Origin of the sequence: Chryseobacterium daecheongense, assembly GCA_027920525.1 — a bacterium.
In the GTDB taxonomy this organism is placed as follows: Bacteria; Bacteroidota; Bacteroidia; order Flavobacteriales; family Weeksellaceae; genus Chryseobacterium; species Chryseobacterium proteolyticum.
In genome coordinates this window covers 783,630-806,133 of the sequence record CP115858.1, presented here as the reverse complement: position 1 = coordinate 806,133, position 22,504 = coordinate 783,630, and the positions used below count along the sequence as shown (strand labels likewise).

General features: G+C 37.8%; 19 protein-coding genes. 4 read left to right on the top strand and 15 right to left on the bottom strand.

Annotation, left to right across the window (positions count from 1 at the left end; genetic code table 11):
- Nucleotide 1: 1 nt before the first annotated feature.
- Genes PFY10_03395 through PFY10_03370 form a run of 6 tightly spaced genes read right to left on the bottom strand, consistent with a single transcriptional unit; the run spans nucleotide 2 to nucleotide 8,691 of the window.
- Complete coding sequence (locus PFY10_03395; GenBank protein ID WBV57487.1) at nucleotides 2-247, bottom strand: acyl carrier protein; 246 nt, start codon at nucleotides 245-247, stop codon at nucleotides 2-4.
- A gap of 1 nt (nucleotide 248) precedes the next feature.
- A complete protein-coding gene (locus tag PFY10_03390) occupies nucleotides 249-1,652 on the bottom strand; it encodes an MATE family efflux transporter (protein ID WBV57486.1) in 1,404 nt (467 codons plus the stop codon).
- Nucleotides 1,649-3,457 carry an IucA/IucC family siderophore biosynthesis protein gene (locus PFY10_03385; GenBank protein ID WBV57485.1) on the bottom strand — a complete coding sequence of 603 codons (1,809 nt, stop codon included), beginning with the start codon at nucleotides 3,455-3,457 and terminating at the stop codon, nucleotides 1,649-1,651. Before PFY10_03385 ends, PFY10_03390 begins: the two co-directional genes overlap by 4 nt.
- A gap of 6 nt (nucleotides 3,458-3,463) precedes the next feature.
- On the bottom strand, nucleotides 3,464-4,777 hold the full coding sequence (locus PFY10_03380) for a SidA/IucD/PvdA family monooxygenase (GenBank protein ID WBV57484.1): 1,314 nt from the start codon (nucleotides 4,775-4,777) through the stop codon (nucleotides 3,464-3,466).
- Entirely contained in the window at nucleotides 4,770-7,196 is a 2,427-nt protein-coding gene (locus PFY10_03375) for a GNAT family N-acetyltransferase (protein WBV57483.1), read from the bottom strand. Before PFY10_03375 ends, PFY10_03380 begins: the two co-directional genes overlap by 8 nt.
- Complete coding sequence (locus PFY10_03370) at nucleotides 7,168-8,691, bottom strand: aspartate aminotransferase family protein (protein WBV57482.1); 1,524 nt, start codon at nucleotides 8,689-8,691, stop codon at nucleotides 7,168-7,170. Before PFY10_03370 ends, PFY10_03375 begins: the two co-directional genes overlap by 29 nt.
- A gap of 213 nt (nucleotides 8,692-8,904) precedes the next feature.
- On the opposite strand from PFY10_03370, the gene PFY10_03365 reads away from it, so the two are divergent.
- Entirely contained in the window at nucleotides 8,905-10,002 is a 1,098-nt protein-coding gene (locus PFY10_03365) for a taurine catabolism dioxygenase TauD (GenBank protein ID WBV57481.1), read from the top strand.
- 95 nt (nucleotides 10,003-10,097) lie between these two features.
- Here PFY10_03365 and PFY10_03360 read toward each other — a convergent pair whose 3' ends face one another.
- From PFY10_03360 to PFY10_03340, 5 genes are all read right to left on the bottom strand, one after another.
- The gene (locus PFY10_03360; GenBank protein WBV57480.1) at nucleotides 10,098-11,117 is read right to left on the bottom strand and encodes a S41 family peptidase; all 1,020 of its coding nucleotides are present in this window, start codon (nucleotides 11,115-11,117) and stop codon (nucleotides 10,098-10,100) included.
- Between the two features lie 70 nt (nucleotides 11,118-11,187).
- Entirely contained in the window at nucleotides 11,188-11,982 is a 795-nt protein-coding gene (locus tag PFY10_03355) for a helix-turn-helix domain-containing protein (GenBank protein WBV57479.1), read from the bottom strand.
- A gap of 115 nt (nucleotides 11,983-12,097) precedes the next feature.
- Complete coding sequence (locus tag PFY10_03350) at nucleotides 12,098-12,796, bottom strand: DsbA family oxidoreductase (GenBank protein WBV57478.1); 699 nt, start codon at nucleotides 12,794-12,796, stop codon at nucleotides 12,098-12,100.
- Nucleotides 12,797-12,902: 106 nt separating this feature from the next.
- Complete coding sequence (locus PFY10_03345) at nucleotides 12,903-14,090, bottom strand: MFS transporter (protein ID WBV57477.1); 1,188 nt, start codon at nucleotides 14,088-14,090, stop codon at nucleotides 12,903-12,905.
- Between the two features lie 154 nt (nucleotides 14,091-14,244).
- Nucleotides 14,245-14,916 (bottom strand): chloramphenicol acetyltransferase, encoded by a 672-nt coding sequence (locus tag PFY10_03340; GenBank protein ID WBV57476.1) that lies wholly within the window; start codon nucleotides 14,914-14,916, stop codon nucleotides 14,245-14,247.
- A gap of 270 nt (nucleotides 14,917-15,186) precedes the next feature.
- Here PFY10_03340 and PFY10_03335 point away from each other — a divergent pair, with 270 nt between their 5' ends.
- From PFY10_03335 to PFY10_03325, 3 genes are read left to right on the top strand one after another with little or no spacing between them, the layout of a single operon-like run.
- Nucleotides 15,187-16,029: an NAD(P)-dependent oxidoreductase gene (locus tag PFY10_03335; GenBank protein ID WBV57475.1), complete on the top strand. Its 843-nt coding sequence runs from the start codon at nucleotides 15,187-15,189 to the stop codon at nucleotides 16,027-16,029.
- A gap of 20 nt (nucleotides 16,030-16,049) precedes the next feature.
- On the top strand, nucleotides 16,050-16,514 hold the full coding sequence (locus PFY10_03330; GenBank protein ID WBV57474.1) for a DNA-binding protein: 465 nt from the start codon (nucleotides 16,050-16,052) through the stop codon (nucleotides 16,512-16,514).
- Nucleotides 16,515-16,542: 28 nt separating this feature from the next.
- Nucleotides 16,543-17,574: a LacI family DNA-binding transcriptional regulator gene (locus tag PFY10_03325; GenBank protein WBV57473.1), complete on the top strand. Its 1,032-nt coding sequence runs from the start codon at nucleotides 16,543-16,545 to the stop codon at nucleotides 17,572-17,574.
- On the opposite strand, the gene PFY10_03320 is transcribed toward PFY10_03325, so the two are convergent.
- The 4 genes from PFY10_03320 to PFY10_03305 are packed head-to-tail and all read right to left on the bottom strand — an operon-like array spanning nucleotide 17,561 to nucleotide 22,358.
- Entirely contained in the window at nucleotides 17,561-18,943 is a 1,383-nt protein-coding gene (locus PFY10_03320) for an MFS transporter (GenBank protein WBV57472.1), read from the bottom strand. The genes PFY10_03325 and PFY10_03320 overlap by 14 nt on opposite strands.
- A 5-nt stretch (nucleotides 18,944-18,948) precedes the next feature.
- A complete protein-coding gene (gene uxaC, locus PFY10_03315; GenBank protein ID WBV57471.1) occupies nucleotides 18,949-20,322 on the bottom strand; it encodes a glucuronate isomerase in 1,374 nt (457 codons plus the stop codon).
- A 40-nt stretch (nucleotides 20,323-20,362) separates the two neighbouring features.
- Nucleotides 20,363-21,523 (bottom strand): mannonate dehydratase, encoded by a 1,161-nt coding sequence (uxuA, locus tag PFY10_03310; protein ID WBV57470.1) that lies wholly within the window; start codon nucleotides 21,521-21,523, stop codon nucleotides 20,363-20,365.
- 13 nt (nucleotides 21,524-21,536) lie between these two features.
- Entirely contained in the window at nucleotides 21,537-22,358 is an 822-nt protein-coding gene (locus PFY10_03305; GenBank protein WBV57469.1) for an SDR family oxidoreductase, read from the bottom strand.
- Between the last annotated feature and the right edge of the window lie 146 nt (nucleotides 22,359-22,504).

Here is a 22,504-nt window from a genome sequence, read left to right as displayed (position 1 = left end):
CTTAGTTTTCTACGAGTACATCGTATTTTTTCATTTTGTCGCGGATCTTTCCTACAGTTCCCATTTCAAGAATATCATTAAAATCAAACTTTATTTGGTAGAACTGTTCCAATGCTTCTACTATAAGAAGATGGGACATAGAATCCCATTCCGGGATTTCCTGGTAGGTAAGGTTTTCATCAATCATTTCTTTTTTTACTGCAATTGCTGATGCAATAATTTCATAAAATTCGTCTGTTGTGTGCATTTTAAATTTTTATAGTTTTCCATTTACCATTTCTGAAGATCATAAGGAAAAGCACAGCCAGTACAATTTCCGAAGAAACGATAGCTGTAAATATTCCTTTCAGTTCCCATTGAAGCCTTACTCCAAGGAGATAAGCCAAAGGAAGCTGAATAACATAAAACATGATCATATACAGCAGGGTTACCTGCATGATATTTCCGGCAGCATTAAGTGCGCGGCTGATCACCATTGTAAAGCCTAATAACAAATAAGCCATTGAAACCACGTGGATATACTGGACTGCATACTGAGCGACCTGGGCTTCCGAAGTAAAAAAGGTAACAACATATTCCGCTGCCAGTTGCCAGAATAAAGCAACAGCCACGAGATATGTCATGTTGATTCCTCCTGCCCTCCATACGGTTTTTTCCGCACGATCCGGATTTCCTGCTCCCAGATTCTGGCCCGTAAGAACTCCCGCAGCATTTCCTATTCCCCAGGCAGGCATGGTTGCCACAGAAGCTATCCTTTGGGCAATAATGTAACCTGCAAGTGCGGTGGTTCCAAAGGTTGCAATAATCTTCACCATAATCAGCCAGCTGGAGGCAGGAATAATATACTGAACCAGTCCGCCAAAGGTAATTTTGAGGATTTTCTTTGTTAAGGAAAGGTCGAAGTGAAACTTCGTACCGATCTTGATGCTAGTTTTTCCTGTAAGGAGGATAAAAAACTGGTATATTACCGCGAGCAGACGGGATAAAACAGTAGCATAAGCTAATCCCATTAATCCGTAAGCAGGAATAAAACCAAGTCCGAAAACAAAGATGACCGCGAATACCATACTCGATATATGGCAAAGCCAAAGGGATTTCATAGCAAGGGAAGCATCCCCGGCCCCTCTGAAAAGCCCGTTAATGGAAAGCCTCAGAATAACCAATCCGATACTTAAAAATACCAGTTGGGAAAAAAGGACTCCATGATCAATACTATCGGGTTTAATCCCGAGAAAGCCGATGATATCGGATGCGAAAATAAATGACAGTCCCCCAACCAATAGGGCAAATCCAAACGCAAGCAGTATGATATACTGTGCCGTTTGTCCCATTCCTTCCTTGTCTTTTTCACCTGCTCTCCTTGCCGTTAATGTAGCAGCCGCTATCCCAAGACCGATGGCAATCGCGTTGGCAAAATTGATGTAGTTATCTGTAATACCAACAAGTCCGAGGACCTTATCTCCAAGCTTCGCAATAATTAAAAGATTGATACTCACGAAAACAGATTCCATAACAAGCTCCATCACCATAGGTATGGCTAAACTGAAGATTGACCGGTTGATGCTTCCGCTGGTAAGCTCGGTTTTTCTCCCGGCTAATGCTCCGTACGCAAATACAGAACCGTCTTTTACAAGATGCAGGAACTTTTTCATAGTGCCACAACAGAATTTTTATTGGCTATCTGGTACAATGGGTTGGGTAAAGCACCATCTTTCTTTGGAATAGCAAATGCTTTGTTTTCACTGTAACCGTTATTTTTCAAGCGTACACTGTTGATATAGAATCTTTTGAATGACGGAACATACAGATCATATTTTGCATAGCGTTCCTTTAAATCAGGGTTTTGATTTTTGTAATGCTCTATGCATTCATGAACAAGTGTCCAGAACTCTTCTTCTTTAAGATCCGAATAAGTATGAAGAACGTTTGATAAATATCTGAAAAAGGCATCAAAAACTCCAAGAAGAATGGACAATGGAACATTTTCTTTGTTTGAGGACTGAATCAGTCCGTCTGCCAGATGATCCGGTAATTTTTCTCTGGCTTCTGTGGTTAAAACAATGTCATCTACAAAATCTTTAATAACAATTCTTTGTGGAAGCCCGTTTCTCAATACCACCATAATGTTTTCTCCGTGAGGTGTTACGCAAAGAGAATGGGTGTAATAGATATGAAGAAGAGGAGTAAGATAAGCATCCAGATAATCTGTGATCCATTGTTTTACACTAATTCCTGCTTTTTCAGCAAAAGCTTGTACCAGGGGAACTCCGTTTTGATCCACATAGAGCAATGAAGCCATGGTAAACATTTCTTCGTCTTCCTTTAAATAAGATCCGGCACTTTCACGCCATAATGCTCCCAGGAACTCATTATATTGATATGGAACGCCTGTAATAGCACCGTATTGCGGATGGTAGTAAGCGATTGAAGCTTCTTCACCGAGAAATATGGTTCCTTTATTTTCCAGATAAGAATCCCCTTTGATCAGTCCTTTTACCCAATCTGTAATGGAGGGTGCTATTTTCATCTGTTTAGGGGAAAGTCCTCTGATGTTTCCGGTACTCAGAATGGAGACAGCCGTTTTTAAGTATCTCTTCTCAGGATGATCTGCATTGAATAAAGTACGGATGCTCTGTTGCGGGCTGTAAACGTCATTACCCTCTCCCATCGGAATTAATATTCCGGAGACAAGGTCTCCGGCAAAATGGATCTTTAACTTATGTTCCCATTGCCAGGGATGCACCGGGATGAAATGATAATCCTCAACTGATTTTCCTTTGTTGATCAGTTTTTGTTGAAAATTCTGATATAATTCATCCCCGATTTCAGAGCGGTAAAATTCTTCCTGATCGATATGCCCTAAAGAATGAAAAGATGATCTGCTCTTATGAGCGGCAAACCAAAGGACTTTTAAGCTCTTATCCGCTTCCGGGGCAAAGGTTTCAAGGTCAATAGGTGAAAAGCCTAATCTGCTTTTATTGACAATAACCCATGGGTGGCCTGTCATCTGGTGCTCTACTGTCTGGTAATTACTGGATGCCAGATCCTTTGAAGTCATAATCCCTCTGGACAAGATCAGGGAATCACAATATAAAGTATGCAGTAATTCTTCTGTGTATTTTGCTAATGTATTGGAATCAAGATCAAAAACCGCCTGCATTTCAAGGAAAAATTGAGGGATATTAAGGATGTCGGTTTTTTCGCCATTCTCTGTTTTTGTAATACTGGCTTTATCAATATGCCAGAAATCCATCATTCTTTCCTGTCCCCTGAAGCTATATTCTATGTTTTCAAATCCTGTCTCAAGTCTGAAGATGGTATATCCTTCTTCATCTTGAGACACAGCGACAGGCTTTAATCGCTCCTCATGCATTAATTCGGCGATTGTTTTGGCCATAAGGTCCCTGTTAGCCTGTAGCCAGTGTTTCTGGTTAATTATCGTATTATCGTTACTCATTATTCATTATATTTTGGCGGTTGGCATTGCGTGTTTTTCAACGTCAAAATCCTGGAAGGCTATTTTCTTTTCTATTTTATAATGCTCCCTTCCCAGAATATCATTGATGATATAAGAATTACGGTAAGCCGCCATTCCAAGGTCGGTAGAAATATAGCTATGGGTATGGACTTCTGCATGAAGCACATAAATTTCACCTCCGTTATGATCTATTGAGTAATTCCTGTTCACGGCAAATAACCCGTTGGAATCCCTTTTAATTCTTGATTCAATATTTTTTAAGAATGAAGGTTCATGATAACGGTATCCTGTTCCAATTACGAGATAATCAGCTTCCTGTTCATAAGGGATATCCTGTTCCAATTGTGTAAATTCAAGGGTAAGACGTTCTGTATTGCTGTTATCTACCCGATCCAGCTGGCTGTTGGGAATGATCGTAAGCTTTGGATCGGCATTATCAATATTAAGATCATAGATAAAATCGTAGATCTGGTTGATCAGGTCATAATTGATCCCTTTAAACTGTGCCTGTTGCTTGCTTAAGATAGCTTTGCGGGCAGCTTCGTTTCTGCTGTAAAAATAATCTACGTAATCAGGGGAAGTAAGCTCTAAGGTAAGCTTTGAATATTCCATCGGGAAAAACCGGTCAGGTCGGGAATACCATCCTAATTCCGTATTTTCATTGCGGCTTTGAAGAAGATCGTAAAAGACTTCCGCAGCACTTTGCCCTGAACCAATTACGGCTATTTTACGGCCTTTAGCTAAAAGCTCCTCTTTTCTGTACAAATAAGAACTTGTATGAAGGATCCTGGAATCTTCTTTGGGAATAAATGAAGGAATATGGGGCTGTGTCCCGGTACCAAGGATGAGTCTTTCCGCTTTAAAAACTACCGCCTCCTTGGTTTTGGTGTGAAGCGTGGTAATCAGATAAAGTCCGTCTTCATAAATAATATCGACAACCTGTGTGGAAAAACGGCATTGTGGCAATTGGCTGACTACCCATTGACAATAGCGGTTGTATTCTTTTCGGGGAATGAAGAAATCTTCCCTGATAAAGAATTTATATAACCTGTTGGTTTCTTTAAGATAATTAAGAAGGCTTAAGGGATTGGTAGGATCCGCCATCGAAACACAGTCACATAAAAACGGTGTCTGAAGGGTTACGTGGTCTATCATTAATCCCGGATGCCAGTCGAAGCCATCCCTTTGATCAAGAAAAAGTGTTTTTAGTTCAGATATAGGATTGGATAAAGCAGCTAGCCCTAAATTAAAAGGCCCGATACCTATTCCTATTACATTATATATGGTTTCATTAGTCATGTTCAGCGATTTTTGCGGTGATTTGTACATCTTTGTTTTGTGGGAATTTTTCCCAATACCATTCCCTGTAGCAGAAGTTCAGATTGGCTTTTTTGTGTGGCATTTCAATGATTTTTTCTATTTTGAAGCCTACATGTGCCTTATTCATCATGGATGCAAAAGAATCTACAGAGCCTTCTCCTACCATTTTTCCAACTTCCGGTTGGGCAAAAACGTAATCTACCATAGATTGTGTGGAAGGAGAAACATATTTCTTTTTAGGATCTGTCGGAGCTATAAACTGATGCGTCCCATAGTCTGTAGGCATTACATCATAATAATCTCCCACAATATCCCGGCATGGCCAGTAAACTTCAATATTGCAGGAAGGTTCATCATTACTCGAAATAATATAGCTGTGGGCTTCGTCACCCGGTAACATCAGTCGGTAATAGGTTTCCAGCTCGTCAATCGGCCAGTTCATCTGCCATATTTTTACAGCATGCTCACGATTGAACCATTCATGAAGCATTTCAAGATCCTCATCAAGGTTAATAGGACGCATACTGATTGTAACATCTTCTTTCTGAAAATAACGCCTGAAGAACACATCGTTTCCTTTTGGATTGATCAGCTGATCCGAGAAGAAATATTTGTAAAGAAGGTTGGGAACTCTGGCATAAGAAATAGCCCCGGCACTGGTAATTCCATCAATCTCATTGGCTACTGCCTTAAAGTTTGTTTTGGTTCCCCAATACCTGTTTTGAAGGGCATAGTTGGTAAACGCTGAAGGCATCTCATGGTGAATGGCATCAAACTCCCTGTATAATATATCAATCAGCATTCGTTCACTTACCCACCCTGTTTTTCCTAATGAGGCGATAAGTGCTGAAAAATTGCTCACCAGTACATGATAAGAAATGATATCTAAAAGACGCTCATCTTTGATAAAGAGATCCTCAATCTCCGGATATTCTTTAGCCAGCCCGGTATACTGGTCTCTCGAACTTTCTCTGAGGAGATAACCCTGTGCATCTCTTACAAAAAGTGTTTGAGGAAGCAATTGATCATCCAGCTGAATCAACAGGTTCTGCTGATGAGCTTCAGGAGCCATTCCATATTGGCTGTATAAGTGGTTTAATGGAGCGATTAATAGTTTAATATACTTTTCGAACCAGATGGTTATGGATTCTTCAAGACCCATTCCCAGGACATCTGAAACATCCGAGAAAAATTTCTGTATAAAAGTCTTTCCGTCAGCAGGTTCATCCTGGCATAACCTGGCGAGTAAAAGTATTTTATCTTCAGGTAAAAACGGATTCTCGCGAACTAATAAATTAAGACTATCAATGTTTTTATCATTGTGGTAGACTCCCAATGTTACAGGTTCTAAAAGAAGTTTGAACTGATTAAAATCCTTTTCAAATGCTGAAGCTGCGTGCTTACGCCATAATGCTGAAGCATAGCCTCTTTTTAAATCTTTTTCAGTGTTGATCCTGATCGAACCGGTTAAAAGAACATTCAGGGAAAACTTTGGCATCCATGGAATATGAGGGCTGTACATGCTTCTTATAGAAGATGTTGAATAAAATCCTTCTCCCAGGGCTCCGATGTAAATTAATGTCCTGTTTTCTATCATTTCCGAGCCTTCTTTTATCGATAAAAGATAACTGGCTTCCCAGGGATGACATGGAACGATATAGAAGTCGGACAGGCTTTCCCCTTCTTTAAGATAATTTTTTCCAAAGTCCGAAGGCAGAGAAACGATGCTTTTCAGAAATTCATTGTAGGAGATCTCTAAAACAGAGTTTTCTACAACATTGTTTTTATGCACTAAAAAATACTCAAGCTGTATCTCTTTATTGAATTCAGGACCATATAAAAGCTGTTCTTCTTTTGAAAATCCCATCCTTGCTTTGGTAAAAGGATGAAGATTATGCCCTGCCGGAAGCCTCTGCTCAGATTCCAGAAACGAGTAAGAAACAGGATCATTCTCCTGAGCACCAGCATTCATGATCAGTTCCAGGTTTCTGAAGCTGCTTTGGATTCTTTTGGTAAACAATTCCAACCCTTGTTCACTGAATTGCTCAGAAAGCTCTTTATAAACCAAAGCTGTCAGCTGGTCGATATCCACCTCAAAAATGCTTTCATTTTTATGATCAACGGCCCATAAAGGCATTGCATAATTGTGAAATGAACTTTCGGAACGATAAGCAACAGGGGCGAATAAAAACAGATTGCTCTTTTTTAATTCAAATCTTATGTATAGCGGGTAATTGCTGTTTTGAAGTGCCCGGGCAGTAAGGGTATCATATTTTGGAACTCCTTCATAAAATCTTCCGTTCCCCAGTTCCCGCAACATACCATTCAATAAGATTCTGCTTGTAATGGTAAGCGCTTTTTCTGCAACATTAGTTTGTTGTTCCAAAATTTTCTCCATGCTTTTTTATTGTGTTTAATATTTGATGAATATCTTCAGTAGTAGTAATAGGATTCAGGAAAGTAAATTTCAGATAGAAATTACCATCAACCTTGGTACTTGCTACTAGGATCTCTCCACTGTAGAACAATTTCATTTTTATATGTAAGTTCAGTGCATTCAGATCTTCAATATCGTCTCTCAGATAACGGAATACCAATACACTAAGGTCAGTATGCGATAGCAATTCAAATTCCTGGTCTTCAGTGATCATTGCTGCTGCATCTTTAGTAAGATCAATCACCCTGTCGGTATATTCAGCCAATTGTTCCTGCCCCATCATTCTTAAGGTAAACCAAAGTTTTAAGGCGTCAAATCGACGGGTACTTTGTATAATAGACTTATTGATCTGTGCAGGAATCTCTTCCTCATCCGTTTCTGCAGGATTAAGATAATCGGCATGATGTTTAAGAATTCGAAGTTCTCTCCTGTTTTTAACAATGAAAGCACTACTGCTGATCGGTTGGAAGAATGATTTATGATAATCTATTGTTACAGAATCTGCTTTTTCAATGCCGTTTAAAAGATGACGGTATTTCGCGCTTAAAAGTAAGGCACAACCATATGCTGCATCTACGTGCATCCAGATATTATGTTGAGCCGCGATATTCGCAATATCCTCCAATGGGTCTACATTGCCAAAATCTGTTGTTCCGGCGGTTGCTATGATCCCGATAGGAATATTTCCTAATTCGATCTCACGCTTCATGTATTTCTGAAGTAATGTAATATCCATCCGGAATTCATGGTCAGTGGGAACTTTTATTATGGATTTTTCCCCTAACCCCATAATAGATGCATTCTTTGAATTGCTGAAATGCGCTTTATCGGAAATGAAAATTCTAAAACGGCCGGCTTCAGGCGGTAAGCCGTCTTGTTTGATGTTGTGATGTAAGTTTTTTTGAGAGAAGACATCCCGCATCATCACCAATCCCATCAGATTACTTTGTGAACCTCCTGCGGTGAATACACCATCACTTTCAGAAGAATACCCTAATCTTTCTGCTGTCCAGTCAATCAGTTTTCTTTCCATAAAAGTGCCGCCGGCACTCTGATCATAAGTATCCTGTGAAGAGTTGATAGCGCTCACAAGAATTTCTCCGGCTAATGCTGGAATTACAATAGGGCAATTGAGATGGGCTACATATTGAGGAAGGTGAAAGGCTGTGGCATGCTTTACGTAGATGTCATCCACCTCATTCAGGAGCTCTTCATAAGAAGAGAGTTTTTGGTTCAGGTCAATGTGCTGAACCTTTTGTTTCATTGTTTTAGCTTCTATTCCGCTAAATGGTTTGTCGTTTCTATGAAGAAATGTTCCGACCAGGTCTAAAGTGTCATTGATAGCGGAACGATAGTGATCATAATTATCCTGATGAAAAATGTTTTCAAATTTCCCCGAAAAGTGATTCAAAGTGTCGTTTATCACTCCTTCGTGAGGCAAAATTTCGTTGTTCATATATTTATTTATAACGTTGATTAAAAAAAATGGTGTTGACTTATTTTTATTTGGACATAGGTTATCTATCTCGTAATCAATACGTTAAGTTTTATTTTTTTGCATTTTTTATTTGGTACTTAATTAAAAATTCATAAATTTGACAACGCAATTGTTATTTAGAATAATTAAAAACAAATATAATAATTTAATCCTAACACAAAATTTTTTTTAATGAATTCTCTAAAAATTCTTGAAGAAAGCAGTTTGACTATGGAAAGAGTACTTCCTGTAGCCATTCAGATTACAGATAGCGAGCGCAGGATGATCAAAGACGCGGTAGATCATCTCGAAAGAAAATATGGAAATTTTGAAAACAGAGAGTTTGTCATGCAGGTTCATCAACTGGCCTCTTATTTTTTACCGGAAAGATTATTAAAGGTTCTGGCGTCATTTGCCAGCGATTTTTCCAGAGAGCAGTATGGTGCATTGATTTTCCAGGGCCTTTTTGACATTGACCAGGAAAAAATAGGAACGACTCCACCCAACTGGCAATCGGCGGATTACTCAAAATTCAATCAATACGGATTTGCCTGTGCTTTGTTGCATGGTGCCCTTCCATCGAAACCGGTACAGTATTATTCACAGCGTAAGGGAGGCGGGCTGATCCATGCGATCATTCCGGATGAAAAAATGCGGGATACTCAGACGGGATCAGGATCAGCTACAGATCTGTATGTCCATACGGAAGATGCTTTTCTTAAACATCAGGCAGACTTTTTAAGCTTTATGTATATCCGTAATGAAGAGCAGGTACCTTCTACCCTTTACTCTATCCGTTCCCATGAATCTATTCATGAAGATTACAAACCTTTATTTGATCCGATCTTTAAGATTCCTAAGGATGCGAATCTAAAAACCGAGGCAGAGGAAATCGATACTTTAGATGCTATTTTATACGGAAATAAGGAACTGCCGTTTATGAGATTTGATGCCGCAGAGCAATTGTTTAATCCGGATATTAAGCAAACAGATATTGCCCATCATGCGCTCAGTAAATTCTGGCAGGAAGCAAAACATCTGATTTATTCAGATTTTACTCCTCAGGCAGGAGATGTTATCGTCGTTAATAACCATTTATGTGCCCACGGAAGATCTGCTTTCCGCGCGGGAATAAAAAATATTAATGGTGTTGAACATACCTGTGAAAGAAGGATCATGCTTCGTATGATGAGTAAAGTAAGTCTTATAGATATGAGAGGACATACCCTTAAAGAAGATCCATTCTTTGTAATAGAAGAACATTTGGGTAAAAACTTCAAAGACTTCTAATCATTTAAAGATTTAAATTTTACTATAAAATCCTTTCTGAGCATTTGTGCAGAAAGGATTTTTTATGATGTATTACAATTTGGAAAATATAAAGCTTAGAAAATTGCCATCTTGCTTTTCTCATTTTCTAATTTCTCTATAAGACTTTCCAGTTCATCCCTATTTAATTCTGTTTGTATTTTACGGTTCATGATCTCTTTTAAAGCCAGAATATATGCTGTTTTTAAAGCATTTTCCGATGTGGTTTTTATATCCGGGGAAATACCTGTGTGTTCCCAGTTTCCATGGGTTATTGTGGCTGTAATTTTTCCAACCGGAATAACGGTGAGGTATTGATCTGCAATAATAAATTCGTCTACAGGATTTGCCGCCCCTCCGGTATTTTCTCCAATGATTTTGGCGAGTTTATAGTTTTTAAGAAAGTAGGCTAATCCTTCCGCAGCAGAAAAAGAAGACCTGCTCGTAAGGATATAGACATTTTTATCAAGGTATTTTTTTCCTAAAACTTTTGTTCGGGTAGTATTTTGAACCGTTTTTTCTTTGTCTCTGAAATAGGTAGAATACAGATTGGTTTTTTCTTTGAAAAAATAACTGCAAAATAAGATAAGCATTCCGTTATCACCTCCTCTGTTTTCACGAAGATCGATAATCAAAGAGTTGGTATTCGCAACAAAATCCATTACTGATGCAAGTGTTTTCGCACTTGAACGGGATTCTGCAAACCCTTTGAAATTAATATAACCAATGTTCCCTTCCAATCTTTTTACATTTTCGAATCCGAAATTTTCAAGGCTATTAAGGAAATTATTTTCAGCAGCGGTTTCCTTTGCATTTTTCTTATTTTCAGATGTTAGACCGTCCTTGCATTTAATGAAAAAATGCTGATCACCGGACACAGTCCTCAATTTTTCAGTAAGCTTCTGAGCCAGTTCTTTTCCGGTAAGTGTATCCCAGTCTTCCGGTTGAAATTCCGTTTCAAGCTTTTTATAAAGATCTTTATCCGTATAGTGATCTTTGACCTTTTCCAGAATATCTTTCACAACAGGGTTGTTTGTTTTCTGGCAGCAGAATGCTAAAGAATATAATAATGATATGAGGACAAGTGTTTTCTTCATGAGATATAATTTAAGTTCATGACAAAAGTACGGGGCAGGAAAAATTGAGAATTGTAAAAAAGGAAACAGATTAAATAAATAACCAGATATTATTTTGTTCTGTATTAACTTTTTTGAAGAATGTTTTTGGAGTTATTTGAGTAAGTTCCTTAAAATCTTTGATAAAATGAGACTGGTCGTAAAAAAGATTTTCATAGGATAATTCCGTAAGATTTTTTACCTGTTTTTTTTGCAGCAGGGAATTTCGAAACCGGTTTATTTTACGGTATTCGGAGGCTGGTTTTGCTACAAACCGTTTGGTAATTTTATTAACGTATTGTCTTGTAATGCCATTATTTTCCGCAATGTCCAGGATACTGATATCATTCTCAAGGTCTTTGATGATGTTTTCGGCTCCAGTCAAATGCTTATCAATGAATTTAGAGAGCAGGTATTCTTCCAGGGCTTTTATTTGTATTTCCTTCCCGTGTTCATTCAGTATCTTATCCATAGCCTCACGAAAGTCCGAAGATAAAATTTTATCTTTTAGAATTAAGCAGTTGTCAGCATTAAAAAAATGATAGATCCCTAAAGGTTTAAAGTAGATGGTAATTTCATTAATGGGTTTCTCATAAAAGATTTCCGTAGATCCTGTGCATCGGGAGACCAAATCAATCACTATATTTTTTATGGGAGAATGATAAATTTCCATACTGCCTTCATCCGATCTGATCTCGGCATCCTGACAGGCTGAAACAATGAAAAAATTGTTTGGAAATGTCAGATATCTGATAGACGAAGCAGATTCATCTTTATCCATAAAATAATATCCCTGGATATATTTTTTAAGAACTGGATTTCTTGGTTGGTAAAAATGGATATCCATAATCTGACAATAAATAAGGGTATAAAATTACAAATACAAAAGAAAAACCTGAAGAAAATCTCTTCAGGTTTTTTCTATATAACGCAATTTAATTGTCTTCTGAATATTATATCAGTTAAATACTGCACCCATCGGGACCACAGGCATTTTCTCCATTAGAAAGATCTGTGAATGGAGAAACCGTTTCTTTATACGTTTGCTGGAGTGCATTTTCAAAAACTTCAACAGGTTGAGCGCCCGAAACAGCATACTTCCCATTTAAAACAAAAAATGGAACGCCGGTAATTCCATTATTTCTGGCTTGTTGGATGTCTTCATTGACTTCTGATGTCAATTCCTCTGAAGTTACTGCATGCTTTGCCTCCTCTTTATCAATACCCAGTGATTCTGCAATTTCTGCCAACGTATCAACATCCCCCACGTTTTTGCCATCAATAAAATGGGCGATGAACAGAGCTTCCTCCATTTCATTGGACTTGTTGTATTTTTTAGATAAATGCAACAATTTATGTGCAGGAAACGTATTGGTTATAAGTGCAGTTTCAAAATTGAAATCAATACCAGCCCCTTTTCCCATTTGAGTAACCTGGCTGATCATTTGCGTAGCCTGGGTCTCAGGAAAGCCTTTTTTCTCTCTGAAGTAGGTAAGTGTATTCTTTGTTTCACCTGTATTTAAGGTAGGATCCAGCTGGAAGCTTTTCCACTCTACTTCTACCTGATCTTTGAATGGCAATTTTTGAAGAGCCTGTTCAAAATTATTTTTTCCTATATAACAAAACGGACACATAACGTCCGACCATATTTCTATTTTCATTGTAATTCTTGTTGTAATGTTCTGCAAAGTTACCATTTAATTTTAATGTAACAAAATTTATTACATTTAACTTGGATCTACTTTGTTTCACGAATAGAAACGCGGATTACAATGTTTTACTTACTTTCCTGCTAAAGATCAAATGAGCGATTAAAGCTAAGAGACCAAAGCTTGCTCCAACGAAGCACACCCCTTCCCACTGTGCGTAATGCCATGCAACCGATGCCAGCCATGTTCCTAATGATCCACCGATAAAGTAGCAGACCATATAAACCGTATTCAGGCGGTTGACCGCATTGGTTCTGATCAGAAAATAACTGGTTTGATTCATAATATGACTGGATTGTACTCCGAGATCAACAAGGATGACTCCTACAATCAAACCCCAATACGTGTATCCTGCAAAATAGGTAAAAGCCCAACTGCCTAAAACGATTAGTAGTGAGTAGAATATGATCCTGTTGATATTCATGAACTTTTGGAATGCCCCGACTTTGGCTGCGGCTAAAGCACCTACTGCCCCCGCCAGACCAAAACTCCCTACCACAGATGAACCGGCATTAAATGGAGGTTTCTCCATATGAAAAACCAAAGTGGTAAATAAAGCACACATAGAGCCAAAAGCCATTGCGCCCCGGAAAGAGGCCAGTTGTAAAACAGGCTGTGTTCTTGCGAGATGAAATACAGAACGCATCAGATCTTTGTAAGTCCCCTTAAAATTTGGTGAGAGCTCGGGAAGCATTTTATACACTGCAAACCAAACGAGTATCATCAAGCCTGCCGCAATACCAAAAACGGCCCTCCAGCCCAGAATTTCTCCCAGGATTCCCCCTACAAACCTGGATAAGAGAATACCCAAAAGTAATCCGGACATTACCAATCCTATATTGGAAGACTTCTTTTCATCAGATGAAAGTTCTGCTGCGATAGGAACAAAAAGCTGCGGAATAACAGAGGTCATTCCGATCAGTAAGCTCGCCGCATACAGCATCCATAGTTGAGTAGCAAAGGTCATCCATAAAAGTGATCCGAAAACCAAAAGAAGATCAATCAAAATCAGTTTTTTACGGAAAAATTTATCACCCAACGGAACAATAAGAAGCAATCCCAGTGCATATCCTATCTGGGTCAGTACGGATATTTTGCTGGCAGCACTTTCTGAAATATGTACATCATTTGAAATGAGTGCCAATAGTGGCTGATTATAATAGTTGTTGGCAACTACCAACCCTGAAATAATAGCCATCAGCCATATCACAGTTCTGGAAATGCCCTGAGAAGAACTCGCCTGCATACTAACGTTTTAAATTCAAAATTAATTATAGAATAATGAGATAAGTATCTTTCCTGATTTCCGGAATCAAATCGAGGATTTAAATTCCGGTCAGAAAGAAAAAGAAACCTTTTAATTACCTGCAAAGATAATTCAATTACATTAAAATTATTCGTTACAAATCCAATTGTTTTTGAAATTCTTCAAAGTATTTTGCCAGATGAAGACCGTCTGCCAGACCATGATGAGCTTCTATGGAAACCGGTAAATATTTCCTTCCGTTACGGATGCTGTATTTTCCAAATGTAATTTTCGGAATAGATTCCGTCTTATCAAAATTCGTAGGATGCAGCAATGCACTGAAAGAATTCCAGGGAATAGTAGAATGTCTTATTAAAGCTTTGGTGACGGTATCAGTACTTAATCTTAATCCTGTGGAGTTTTGTACAGCCTGAATTTCTTTTTGTAATTCTTTATTGAAAACGTCAAAGCTTTCTGAAAAAGGGATGTAAGAAAAACCAAAAGTTCCGTCTGCCCTGGCAATTGTACTTCCCGCATTGATGACATCGAAAATGACCACCTGGTCATCAACAATTCTCATTTTGAGTTCTTCAACAGAATTCACGGCAACCATCGATTTATGAAGGTAATAGGCAAAAAAAGAATGACTGTTAGTTTTTACAGTATCATAAGCTTTTGTACAATCCACTTCTGCTGTAAAACCAAAATAAGGACTTGCCATTTTTGAAAAAAAATTAAAATGTTCTTTTCTGTTCCACTTTTCAACATCAATGATCTTCATTTTTATACTGCTTATTTTTCTGCAAATTTCTGTAAGTTTTCTCATTATAAAAAATGTGAGGGTAATAAAATTGATTTTGGAATGCGTAATTTTGATACGTTGATTGTTGTTTGGATAGAAAAACACATTGTAAGGCTTAAGAAATAAGAAGTAAATTATGAATCCCGGATTTTAAATCAATGGTTACAGGATATGAAATCTGAGGCAGTTATGAATAACCATACATAATTATCATTATTTATCTAATCTTTAAGCTGCATTTTCCAACTTTCAATTCAGTATTAATACTTTTTACATTTTACAAAAAATAAAAATATGGAAGACGCAAAAATTGGATTCATCGGATTAGGAAATATGGGGCATCCCATGGCTAAAAATTTAGAAAAAGCAGGATTTCCTTTGTCTGTCTATAACAGAACCACCGAAAAAGCAAATGATTTTAAGGAGAAGTCAACCGTATATAACAAAGTTACTGAGCTGGTAAAAAACAATGATGTTATTTTTACAATGCTGACCAATGATACAGCAGTGCGCCAGGTATATGAAGAAATTCTTTCAGAGGATATTTATGGAAAACTTTTCGTAGATATGAGTACCATTTCTCCACAAGCGACCAATGATATTTCCTCTGCAGTTAAGATAAAGGAAGCCGGTTTTATCGATGCACCTGTAGCAGGAAGTACCAAACCTGCAGCTGATGGAACATTGATCATCATGGCAGGAGGTGATGAAAAGGATCTTGATCGTGCTGAACCTTATTTACAAAAGCTGGGAAAGATCAGACATTTAGGAGAGAACGGAAAAGGAATCGCGGCTAAGCTTTCGGTGAATTATTTTCTGTCTACGCTCTATCAGGGCCTTGCGGAAACGGTCTTATTTTCAGATAAATTGGGAATCGACAGGAAGGACATGCTTGATATCATTAATGAAAGTGCAAGTGGAAGTGGTGCCACAAAAGTAAAAACACCACTACTGATCAATGATGATTATGCACCGGCATTTGCCCTGGACCTGATGTTAAAAGATATCCTTTTAGCCCATAATGCAGGAGCTGATTATCCTTTATCAAAAACGCTTATTGAAACCTATCAATCTGCCCATGATGAAGGATTTGGAAAAGATGATGTTATCGGGATCATTAATTATCTTAAGAAATAATAAGTGTAAACTGAAATATGATGAGTACGAATACTGCTATTTTAAAAGGAAATAACTGGACTGCTAAAAAAGTAAATTCCACTTATATTGTGAGTGTGAAAAACCATTCAGGTATTGTGGAAGCGTTGACCGATTTTGTAATAAATCAAGACATCAAATCGGGAGAAATAACAGGAATTGGTGCTGTAAGTGAAGCGACGCTTCGTTATTTTGTACCCTCAACAAAGAAATATGTGGATAAAACGTTCAATGAACAAATGGAAGTCTCTAATATTTCCGGGAATGTTTCTGAGCTCAACGGCCAGCCACTACCCCATTTGCATATCACGTTAGGCAGACAGGATTATACAGCTCTGGCAGGACATCTTTTGGATGCAAAAATTTGCGGTGCCGGAGAATTTATTTTTTATCCGCTGGATACCAGAATACTCAAGGTCAAAGATGTAGAAGTTGGGATTAACTTTTATGACTTTGAAAAGGAATAAGCTGAATCGATAAAAAGCAATTGATAGAATGACAAAAATTACCATAAAACATATTGCACAAAGTTTGGGACTTTCTGTTTCTTCAGTTTCTAAAGCTTTAAATGATAGTTATGAAATCAGTGAGGAAACAAAAATAAGAGTTCGGAACTACGCAAAAGAAAATCATTATAAACCCAATCGCTTAGCCAAAAGCTTAAAGGGAGGTCATTCCAATACGATTGGAGTAGTCGTCTGTTCTATCAACAATATTTTTGTTTCTCAAATTTTGGATGGAATACAAAAAGCTTCTTATGAGACAGAATATGATATTATCATCATGCAGAGTCATGAAAATGTAGAAAATGAAAAATCATGTATTGAGGCATTATTGAATAAAGGGGTGGATGGCATTTTACTAGCCCCTGTCAGTGAAACATCCAATACAGAATATTTGCGTCAAATCAATTCGGAAGTTTGTCCTGTTGTTTTGTTTGATCGTTTCAATCCTTCTTTAGAAACGATGAAAATAGGAGTTAATGAATATAAAGGAGCCTTGCAAGCTACTCAGCATCTCATCAGGATTAATCGAAAGAAAATAGTATTTATTACAGGATGTCAATTTGGAGAAAATAATCCACGAATTCAAGGATTTAAAAAAGCACTAAAAACCTTAGATATTCCTTTTTATCCCAAATTTATGCTTACCTGTAATCTTGAAAATAGTGAAATGATGGATCAACAAATTTCGCAGGCACTCACCGAATTATTAAAATCCAAGGTAAAGCCTAATGCTATATTTGGGGCTACGGGTGTGATTACAATCCGTGTCCTTGGGATTTTAGCTCAGATGAAGGTGAAAGTACCGGAGGAAATTGCCGTGATTGGATTTTCAAATTTTGATATGCCTTTTGCTCTTAATCCTTCTCTTTCAAGTATACGTCAACCTACACAAGAGATAGGTTTTACGGCTCTTACTAAACTTGTTGATTTGTTAAATATGGAACAACATAAAAGACATAGGGCTTATGAAACTATTTTATTGGATACTACAATTCATTTTAATAAATCTACAGATTTGTGATTTCTTCTATTCTGATGATTTTTGCTTTTGGGACAAGCAGTTTCATAATGATCCATGCCACAAGATAGGCAACAGCACAAGCTGAAAATACTAATGTATATCCTAGGTTGGGATCTTCGATACGGTGATAATAGTCAAAGACTTTTCCTACAAAAAAAGAAACGAGTGCTCCACCCATCCCGCCTGCCATGCCTCCAATTCCTGTAATACTTGCTGTTGCTGCTTTGGGAAATATATCCGAAGCAGTAGTGTATACATTGGCTGACCAGGCTTGGTGTGCAGAAGCTGCTAATCCGATTAAAATAACAGGAACCCAATACGATATTCCGGATAAAGGCTGAACTAAAAAAAGAACGATCAATGGAACTAAAGTAATATAAAACATTGCTTTCATCCTGCCATCATAAGGAGCAAATCCTTTATTGATAAAATACATGGACAGCCATCCTCCGCAAATGCTTCCGATCATGGTCATGGTATACAATACACTTAAAGGAAGTATAATATCCGAGCCTGAAAGATGGAATTTTTTGTTCAGGTAGGATGGCAGCCAAAACAAGAAAAACCACCATACCCCATCTGTTAGGAATTTGGCTAATGAGTATGACCAGGTTTGTTTAAACGTCAACAGCTTTAGCCAGGATACTTTATATTCCTTTTCTTCTTCAGTTTTTATATCAGGAGTCGAATCTGATAATATATAGTTTAACTCCTCAGGTGACAATCTTTTTTGTTTTACCGGGGTATTATAAAAAATCAACCATAAGATCAACCAGAAAAACCCTAAAGAGCCAATGATAATAAAAGCACTTTGCCAGCCATAATAATATGCCAGCCACGGAACTGTGAGCGGCGCGAGTATAGCTCCGACATTTGAACCTGAATTAAAGATTCCGGTAGCCAAAGCACGTTCTTTTTTTGGGAAGTATTCCGCGGTTGCCTTAATGGCTGAAGGGAAATTTGCGGATTCTCCCACACCAAGAATCAGACGTGCAATAATGAATCCCGTCACCGAAATAGAAAGTCCGCTGAAACCTAATACCCCTAATATTTGGACTGAAACCTCACCCATTGGGATTGCAAAAGCGTGAATAATAGCTCCGACAGACCAAATGACCAAAGCAATCGCATATCCTTTTTTCGTTCCCATTTTATCTACAAATCTTCCTGCCAGCAACATGAAAAAAGCGTAAGAAAGTTGGAAAATAGCTGTGATGATCCCATAATCTGAATTGGACCATTGAAATTGTTCTTCCAAAATAGGATGAAGCAAACTCAGAACCTGACGATCGAGATAATTAATGGTTGTTCCAAAAAATAGTAATGAACAAATAACCCATCTATAGTTTTTCACCCTATTGCTTTCCATAGCTTTTATAAATTGAAATAGTTTTTAATATTTTGATAACAAATATCTTTGATGACCGATCCGATAAAAGGAATATCATGAGGAAGATATCCCTTTTTGATATCATTGGCTAATAAATTACACAGTAGCCTGCGAAAATAATCGTGTCGGGAATACGAAACAAACGATCTCGAGTCTGTAGTCATTCCTATAAAAGTGCTTAATAAACCAATATTAGAAAGTTCATTCAGATGTTGTGTCATTCCATCGAGATGATCGAGAAACCACCACGCAGACCCTAATTGTATTTTTCCCTTAATTCCATCCCCTTGAAAATTTCCTATCATAGCTGCAAACAAAGCATTATCAGAGGGATTAAGATTATAGATGATCGTTTTAGCTAATTGTGCCTCTCCTTCCATGTGGCTTAGGAAAAAAGAAAGTTGTGTAGCCTGGGCATAATCCCCAATGGAATCATATCCTTGATTAGAACCTGCAATCTTAGCTTTGTTAATATTTCCATCACGAAGAGCACCGAGATGGAATTGTTGTACCCAGCCTTTGTCATAATATAACTTGCATAATTCTGTTAAAGCATAAAATGTGAAACTCGTATGAACTTTTTCTGCCTGGGAATCATCGCCATTCATTACCTGTTGAAAAATCTGATCGGCTTCTTCTATAGTGAAATGCGGAACCGGCATTGAGGGAAAGCTATGATCGGATGAGACACAGCCTGCCAGATGAAAATAATCAATCCTTTTTTTTAATGCTGCAATCAGGGATTCAAAATTACTGATCTTCGTGTAGCTGACTTGTTCTAATTGTTGGATATAGTTTCTATAACCATCCCCCTGATTGATATTGAAAACTTGATCTGGTCGAAAAGAAGGAAGTACTTTTATGCCAGATTCTTCTTGCCTTAATTGTTGATGGTCCATGAGCGAGTCAATAGGGTCATCTGTGGTTCCCTGCATTTCCACATTAAAGTTTTGCAAAATTTTCCTCGGTTTAAAATCTTCACTTTGCAACTGCTCTAAAGTCTGGTTATAAATTCGATCTGCCGTATAAGGATTTAATAATTCTTTGATTCCAAAAGGATTTTTAAGTTCCATATGAGTCCAGTGGAACAAAGGACTTCTTATAGTATAAGGTACTACCTCTGCCCACTTCCTAAATTTTTCCCTTGGATCTACCTCTCCGGTAATAAATAATTCCTCTACACCAAAAGCCCTCATTGCCCGCCATTTGTAATGATCATCCTGAAGCCATAGTTTAGTCATATTTTCAAATGGTTGATTACAGGCTAAAATATGCGGTGATAAATGAGAATGATAATCAATAATAGGCTGCGGAGCCGCGTAATCAAAATAGAGCTTCTCTGCTACTGATGATTCCAAAATAAAATTATTTTGTAAGAAATATTCCATATAATATTGATTATTGTCCTAAAATTCCCATTTCCAGTCCCCTTAGTTCTGCCAGTCCCCGCAATCTGCCGATCGCAGAATAGCCCGGATTGGTTATCTTATTCATATCATCCATCATTTGATGGCCGTGATCCGGCCTGAATGGAATTGGAATGCTTCTTTTTTGATTTTCAGTAGTAATCGCTTTCATAATATGATACATATCTACATCACCATTCAGATGATCTGCTTCGTAAAAATTTCCGATTTTATCCTTTTTGACATTGCGGAGATGGATAAAGTTTACCCGGTCTTTTACCAAATCAAAGATCTCAGGAATATTATTATGGATACCGGCTCCTAAAGACCCGGTACAGAAACAAACACCATTGAACTCATCATTTATGGTGTTTAACAGATACTCAAAGTCTTCTTTATGACTTAAAATTCTTGGCAATCCCAGAATAGGATAAGGAGGATCATCAGGATGAATGGTCATTTTTATTTTCTCTTTCCGGCAAACAGAAGCGATAGATTCTAAGAAATGTTTTAAATTGGCCCGCAATCCTTCAGTTCCGATATTTTTATAGACGTCTATACTCTTTCTGAGGCTTTCCAGAGTAATGTTCTTTTCTCCTGGTATTCCCATTAAAATATTTTCAGACAATACTTTACGCTCTTCCGCTGTTATGCTTTTCTTTTTTTTATCAACCGCTTTTAAGATCGGGTCCGAATAGTCATTGATGGCGCCTTCACGTTGTAACAGGTGTATATCGAAGTAAGCAAGATCAATCCAATCGAAATACAATGCTTTTGAACCATCTTCCATTTCTAAATCCAATTGGGTTCTTGTCCAGTCTAAAACCGGCATAAAATTGTAGCAAATCGTTTTGATATGGCAGGCACTTAGATTGGCTAATGTTTGACAGTAATTTTTTATATATTTTTCTGAATCTCCCGACCGGGTTTTTATGGATTCATGAACCGGAACGCTTTCAACAACCGACCAGGTTAAGCCGGCGGATTCTATCATTTCTTTTCGCAGGATAATTTCTTCTTTTGTCCATATTTCCCCATGAGGAATGTGGTGCAGTGCTGTTACAATTCCTGTAGCACCTGCTTGCTTTGCATGTTGTAAGGATACAGGGTCCTTAGGACCATACCATCTCCATGTTTGTTCCAATTTATTCATTCTTAATTTTATTTTAAACACCGCTCCATGCACTAAATCCACCATCTACAAATATCGTCTCTCCATTCACAAATACCGATGCATTACTGAGCAGATAAACCAATGTTCCTTGTAATTCTGTGGGGAGCCCAAGCCTTGAGAATGGAGTATGATTGATAAATTTTTGCGCCCTCGAAGTATAGTTTCCATTTTCATCAGTCAGGAGATTCTTATTTTGGATCGTAAGAAATACACCAGGAGCAATGGCATTCATGCGAACCTGGTCTCCGTAACGAAGTGCCAGTTCTGTTGCCATCCATTTGGTGTATCCTTCAATACCATGTTTGGCAACAGTATAGCCTAATACACGGGTTAAAGAGCGGTCTGCTGCCAAAGAGGAAATGTTTACAATAGCTCCTTTGCCTTTTTCTGCAATCACCTGACCCAGAATATGGGTTGGGATCATAGTCCCATAAAGGTTGAGTTCAATAGCTTTTCTGATATTATGCAGATCTAAAGAAAACAGATCCTGTTCAGGTTCTAATGTTGAACCGGCAATATTTCCTCCCGCGGCATTCACCAATCCATCTATTGTCCCAAACCTGGTAAGAATTTCTTCTCTTGCTCTTACCATATCTTCTTCATGTAAAACATCCCCTATGACAACCAATGCTTCCGAACCTAGACTTTCGGCCAAGATTTTCCGCTCATTTGCTCTGGCTTCAGACTTTCCCATGATGACTACCTTGGCACCGGCTTCCGCTACCGCAGTTACAAAAGCCTCTCCCAAGACTCCTGTTGCTCCGGTTATAACAATTACTTTATCTTGTAATGAAAATTGATTTAATATTCCCATCGGCTTGCATATTATAGAGGGTGTAATGTAAATACAAATTTTTATTTCAGATCTATTTTTTTAAATTACCTACTAAAACGTATTCGTAACTTTTTGCTGTCATATTTTTAAATAGCGTTATAGATCTTTATTTTTACTTTATCAAT

Excerpts from the sequence above, each read along its gene's own strand:
- PFY10_03375 (WBV57483.1), bottom strand. The coding sequence starts at position 7,196 with ATGGAGAAAATTTTGGAACAACAAACTAATGTTGCAGAAAAAGCGCTT.
- PFY10_03360 (WBV57480.1), bottom strand. The coding sequence starts at position 11,117 with ATGAAGAAAACACTTGTCCTCATATCATTATTATATTCTTTAGCATTC.
- PFY10_03385 (WBV57485.1), bottom strand. The coding sequence starts at position 3,457 with ATGAGTAACGATAATACGATAATTAACCAGAAACACTGGCTACAGGCT.
- PFY10_03370 (WBV57482.1), bottom strand. The coding sequence starts at position 8,691 with ATGAACAACGAAATTTTGCCTCACGAAGGAGTGATAAACGACACTTTG.
- PFY10_03325 (WBV57473.1), top strand. The coding sequence starts at position 16,543 with ATGACAAAAATTACCATAAAACATATTGCACAAAGTTTGGGACTTTCT.
- PFY10_03345 (WBV57477.1), bottom strand. The coding sequence starts at position 14,090 with ATGCAGGCGAGTTCTTCTCAGGGCATTTCCAGAACTGTGATATGGCTG.
- PFY10_03355 (WBV57479.1), bottom strand. The coding sequence starts at position 11,982 with ATGGATATCCATTTTTACCAACCAAGAAATCCAGTTCTTAAAAAATAT.
- PFY10_03365 (WBV57481.1), top strand. The coding sequence starts at position 8,905 with ATGAATTCTCTAAAAATTCTTGAAGAAAGCAGTTTGACTATGGAAAGA.
- PFY10_03390 (WBV57486.1), bottom strand. The coding sequence starts at position 1,652 with ATGAAAAAGTTCCTGCATCTTGTAAAAGACGGTTCTGTATTTGCGTAC.
- PFY10_03305 (WBV57469.1), bottom strand. The coding sequence starts at position 22,358 with ATGGGAATATTAAATCAATTTTCATTACAAGATAAAGTAATTGTTATA.
- PFY10_03380 (WBV57484.1), bottom strand. The coding sequence starts at position 4,777 with ATGACTAATGAAACCATATATAATGTAATAGGAATAGGTATCGGGCCT.
- PFY10_03395 (WBV57487.1), bottom strand. The coding sequence starts at position 247 with ATGCACACAACAGACGAATTTTATGAAATTATTGCATCAGCAATTGCA.
- PFY10_03330 (WBV57474.1), top strand. The coding sequence starts at position 16,050 with ATGAGTACGAATACTGCTATTTTAAAAGGAAATAACTGGACTGCTAAA.
- PFY10_03335 (WBV57475.1), top strand. The coding sequence starts at position 15,187 with ATGGAAGACGCAAAAATTGGATTCATCGGATTAGGAAATATGGGGCAT.
- PFY10_03350 (WBV57478.1), bottom strand. The coding sequence starts at position 12,796 with ATGAAAATAGAAATATGGTCGGACGTTATGTGTCCGTTTTGTTATATA.
- PFY10_03340 (WBV57476.1), bottom strand. The coding sequence starts at position 14,916 with ATGAGAAAACTTACAGAAATTTGCAGAAAAATAAGCAGTATAAAAATG.
- uxuA (WBV57470.1), bottom strand. The coding sequence starts at position 21,523 with ATGAATAAATTGGAACAAACATGGAGATGGTATGGTCCTAAGGACCCT.
- PFY10_03320 (WBV57472.1), bottom strand. The coding sequence starts at position 18,943 with ATGGAAAGCAATAGGGTGAAAAACTATAGATGGGTTATTTGTTCATTA.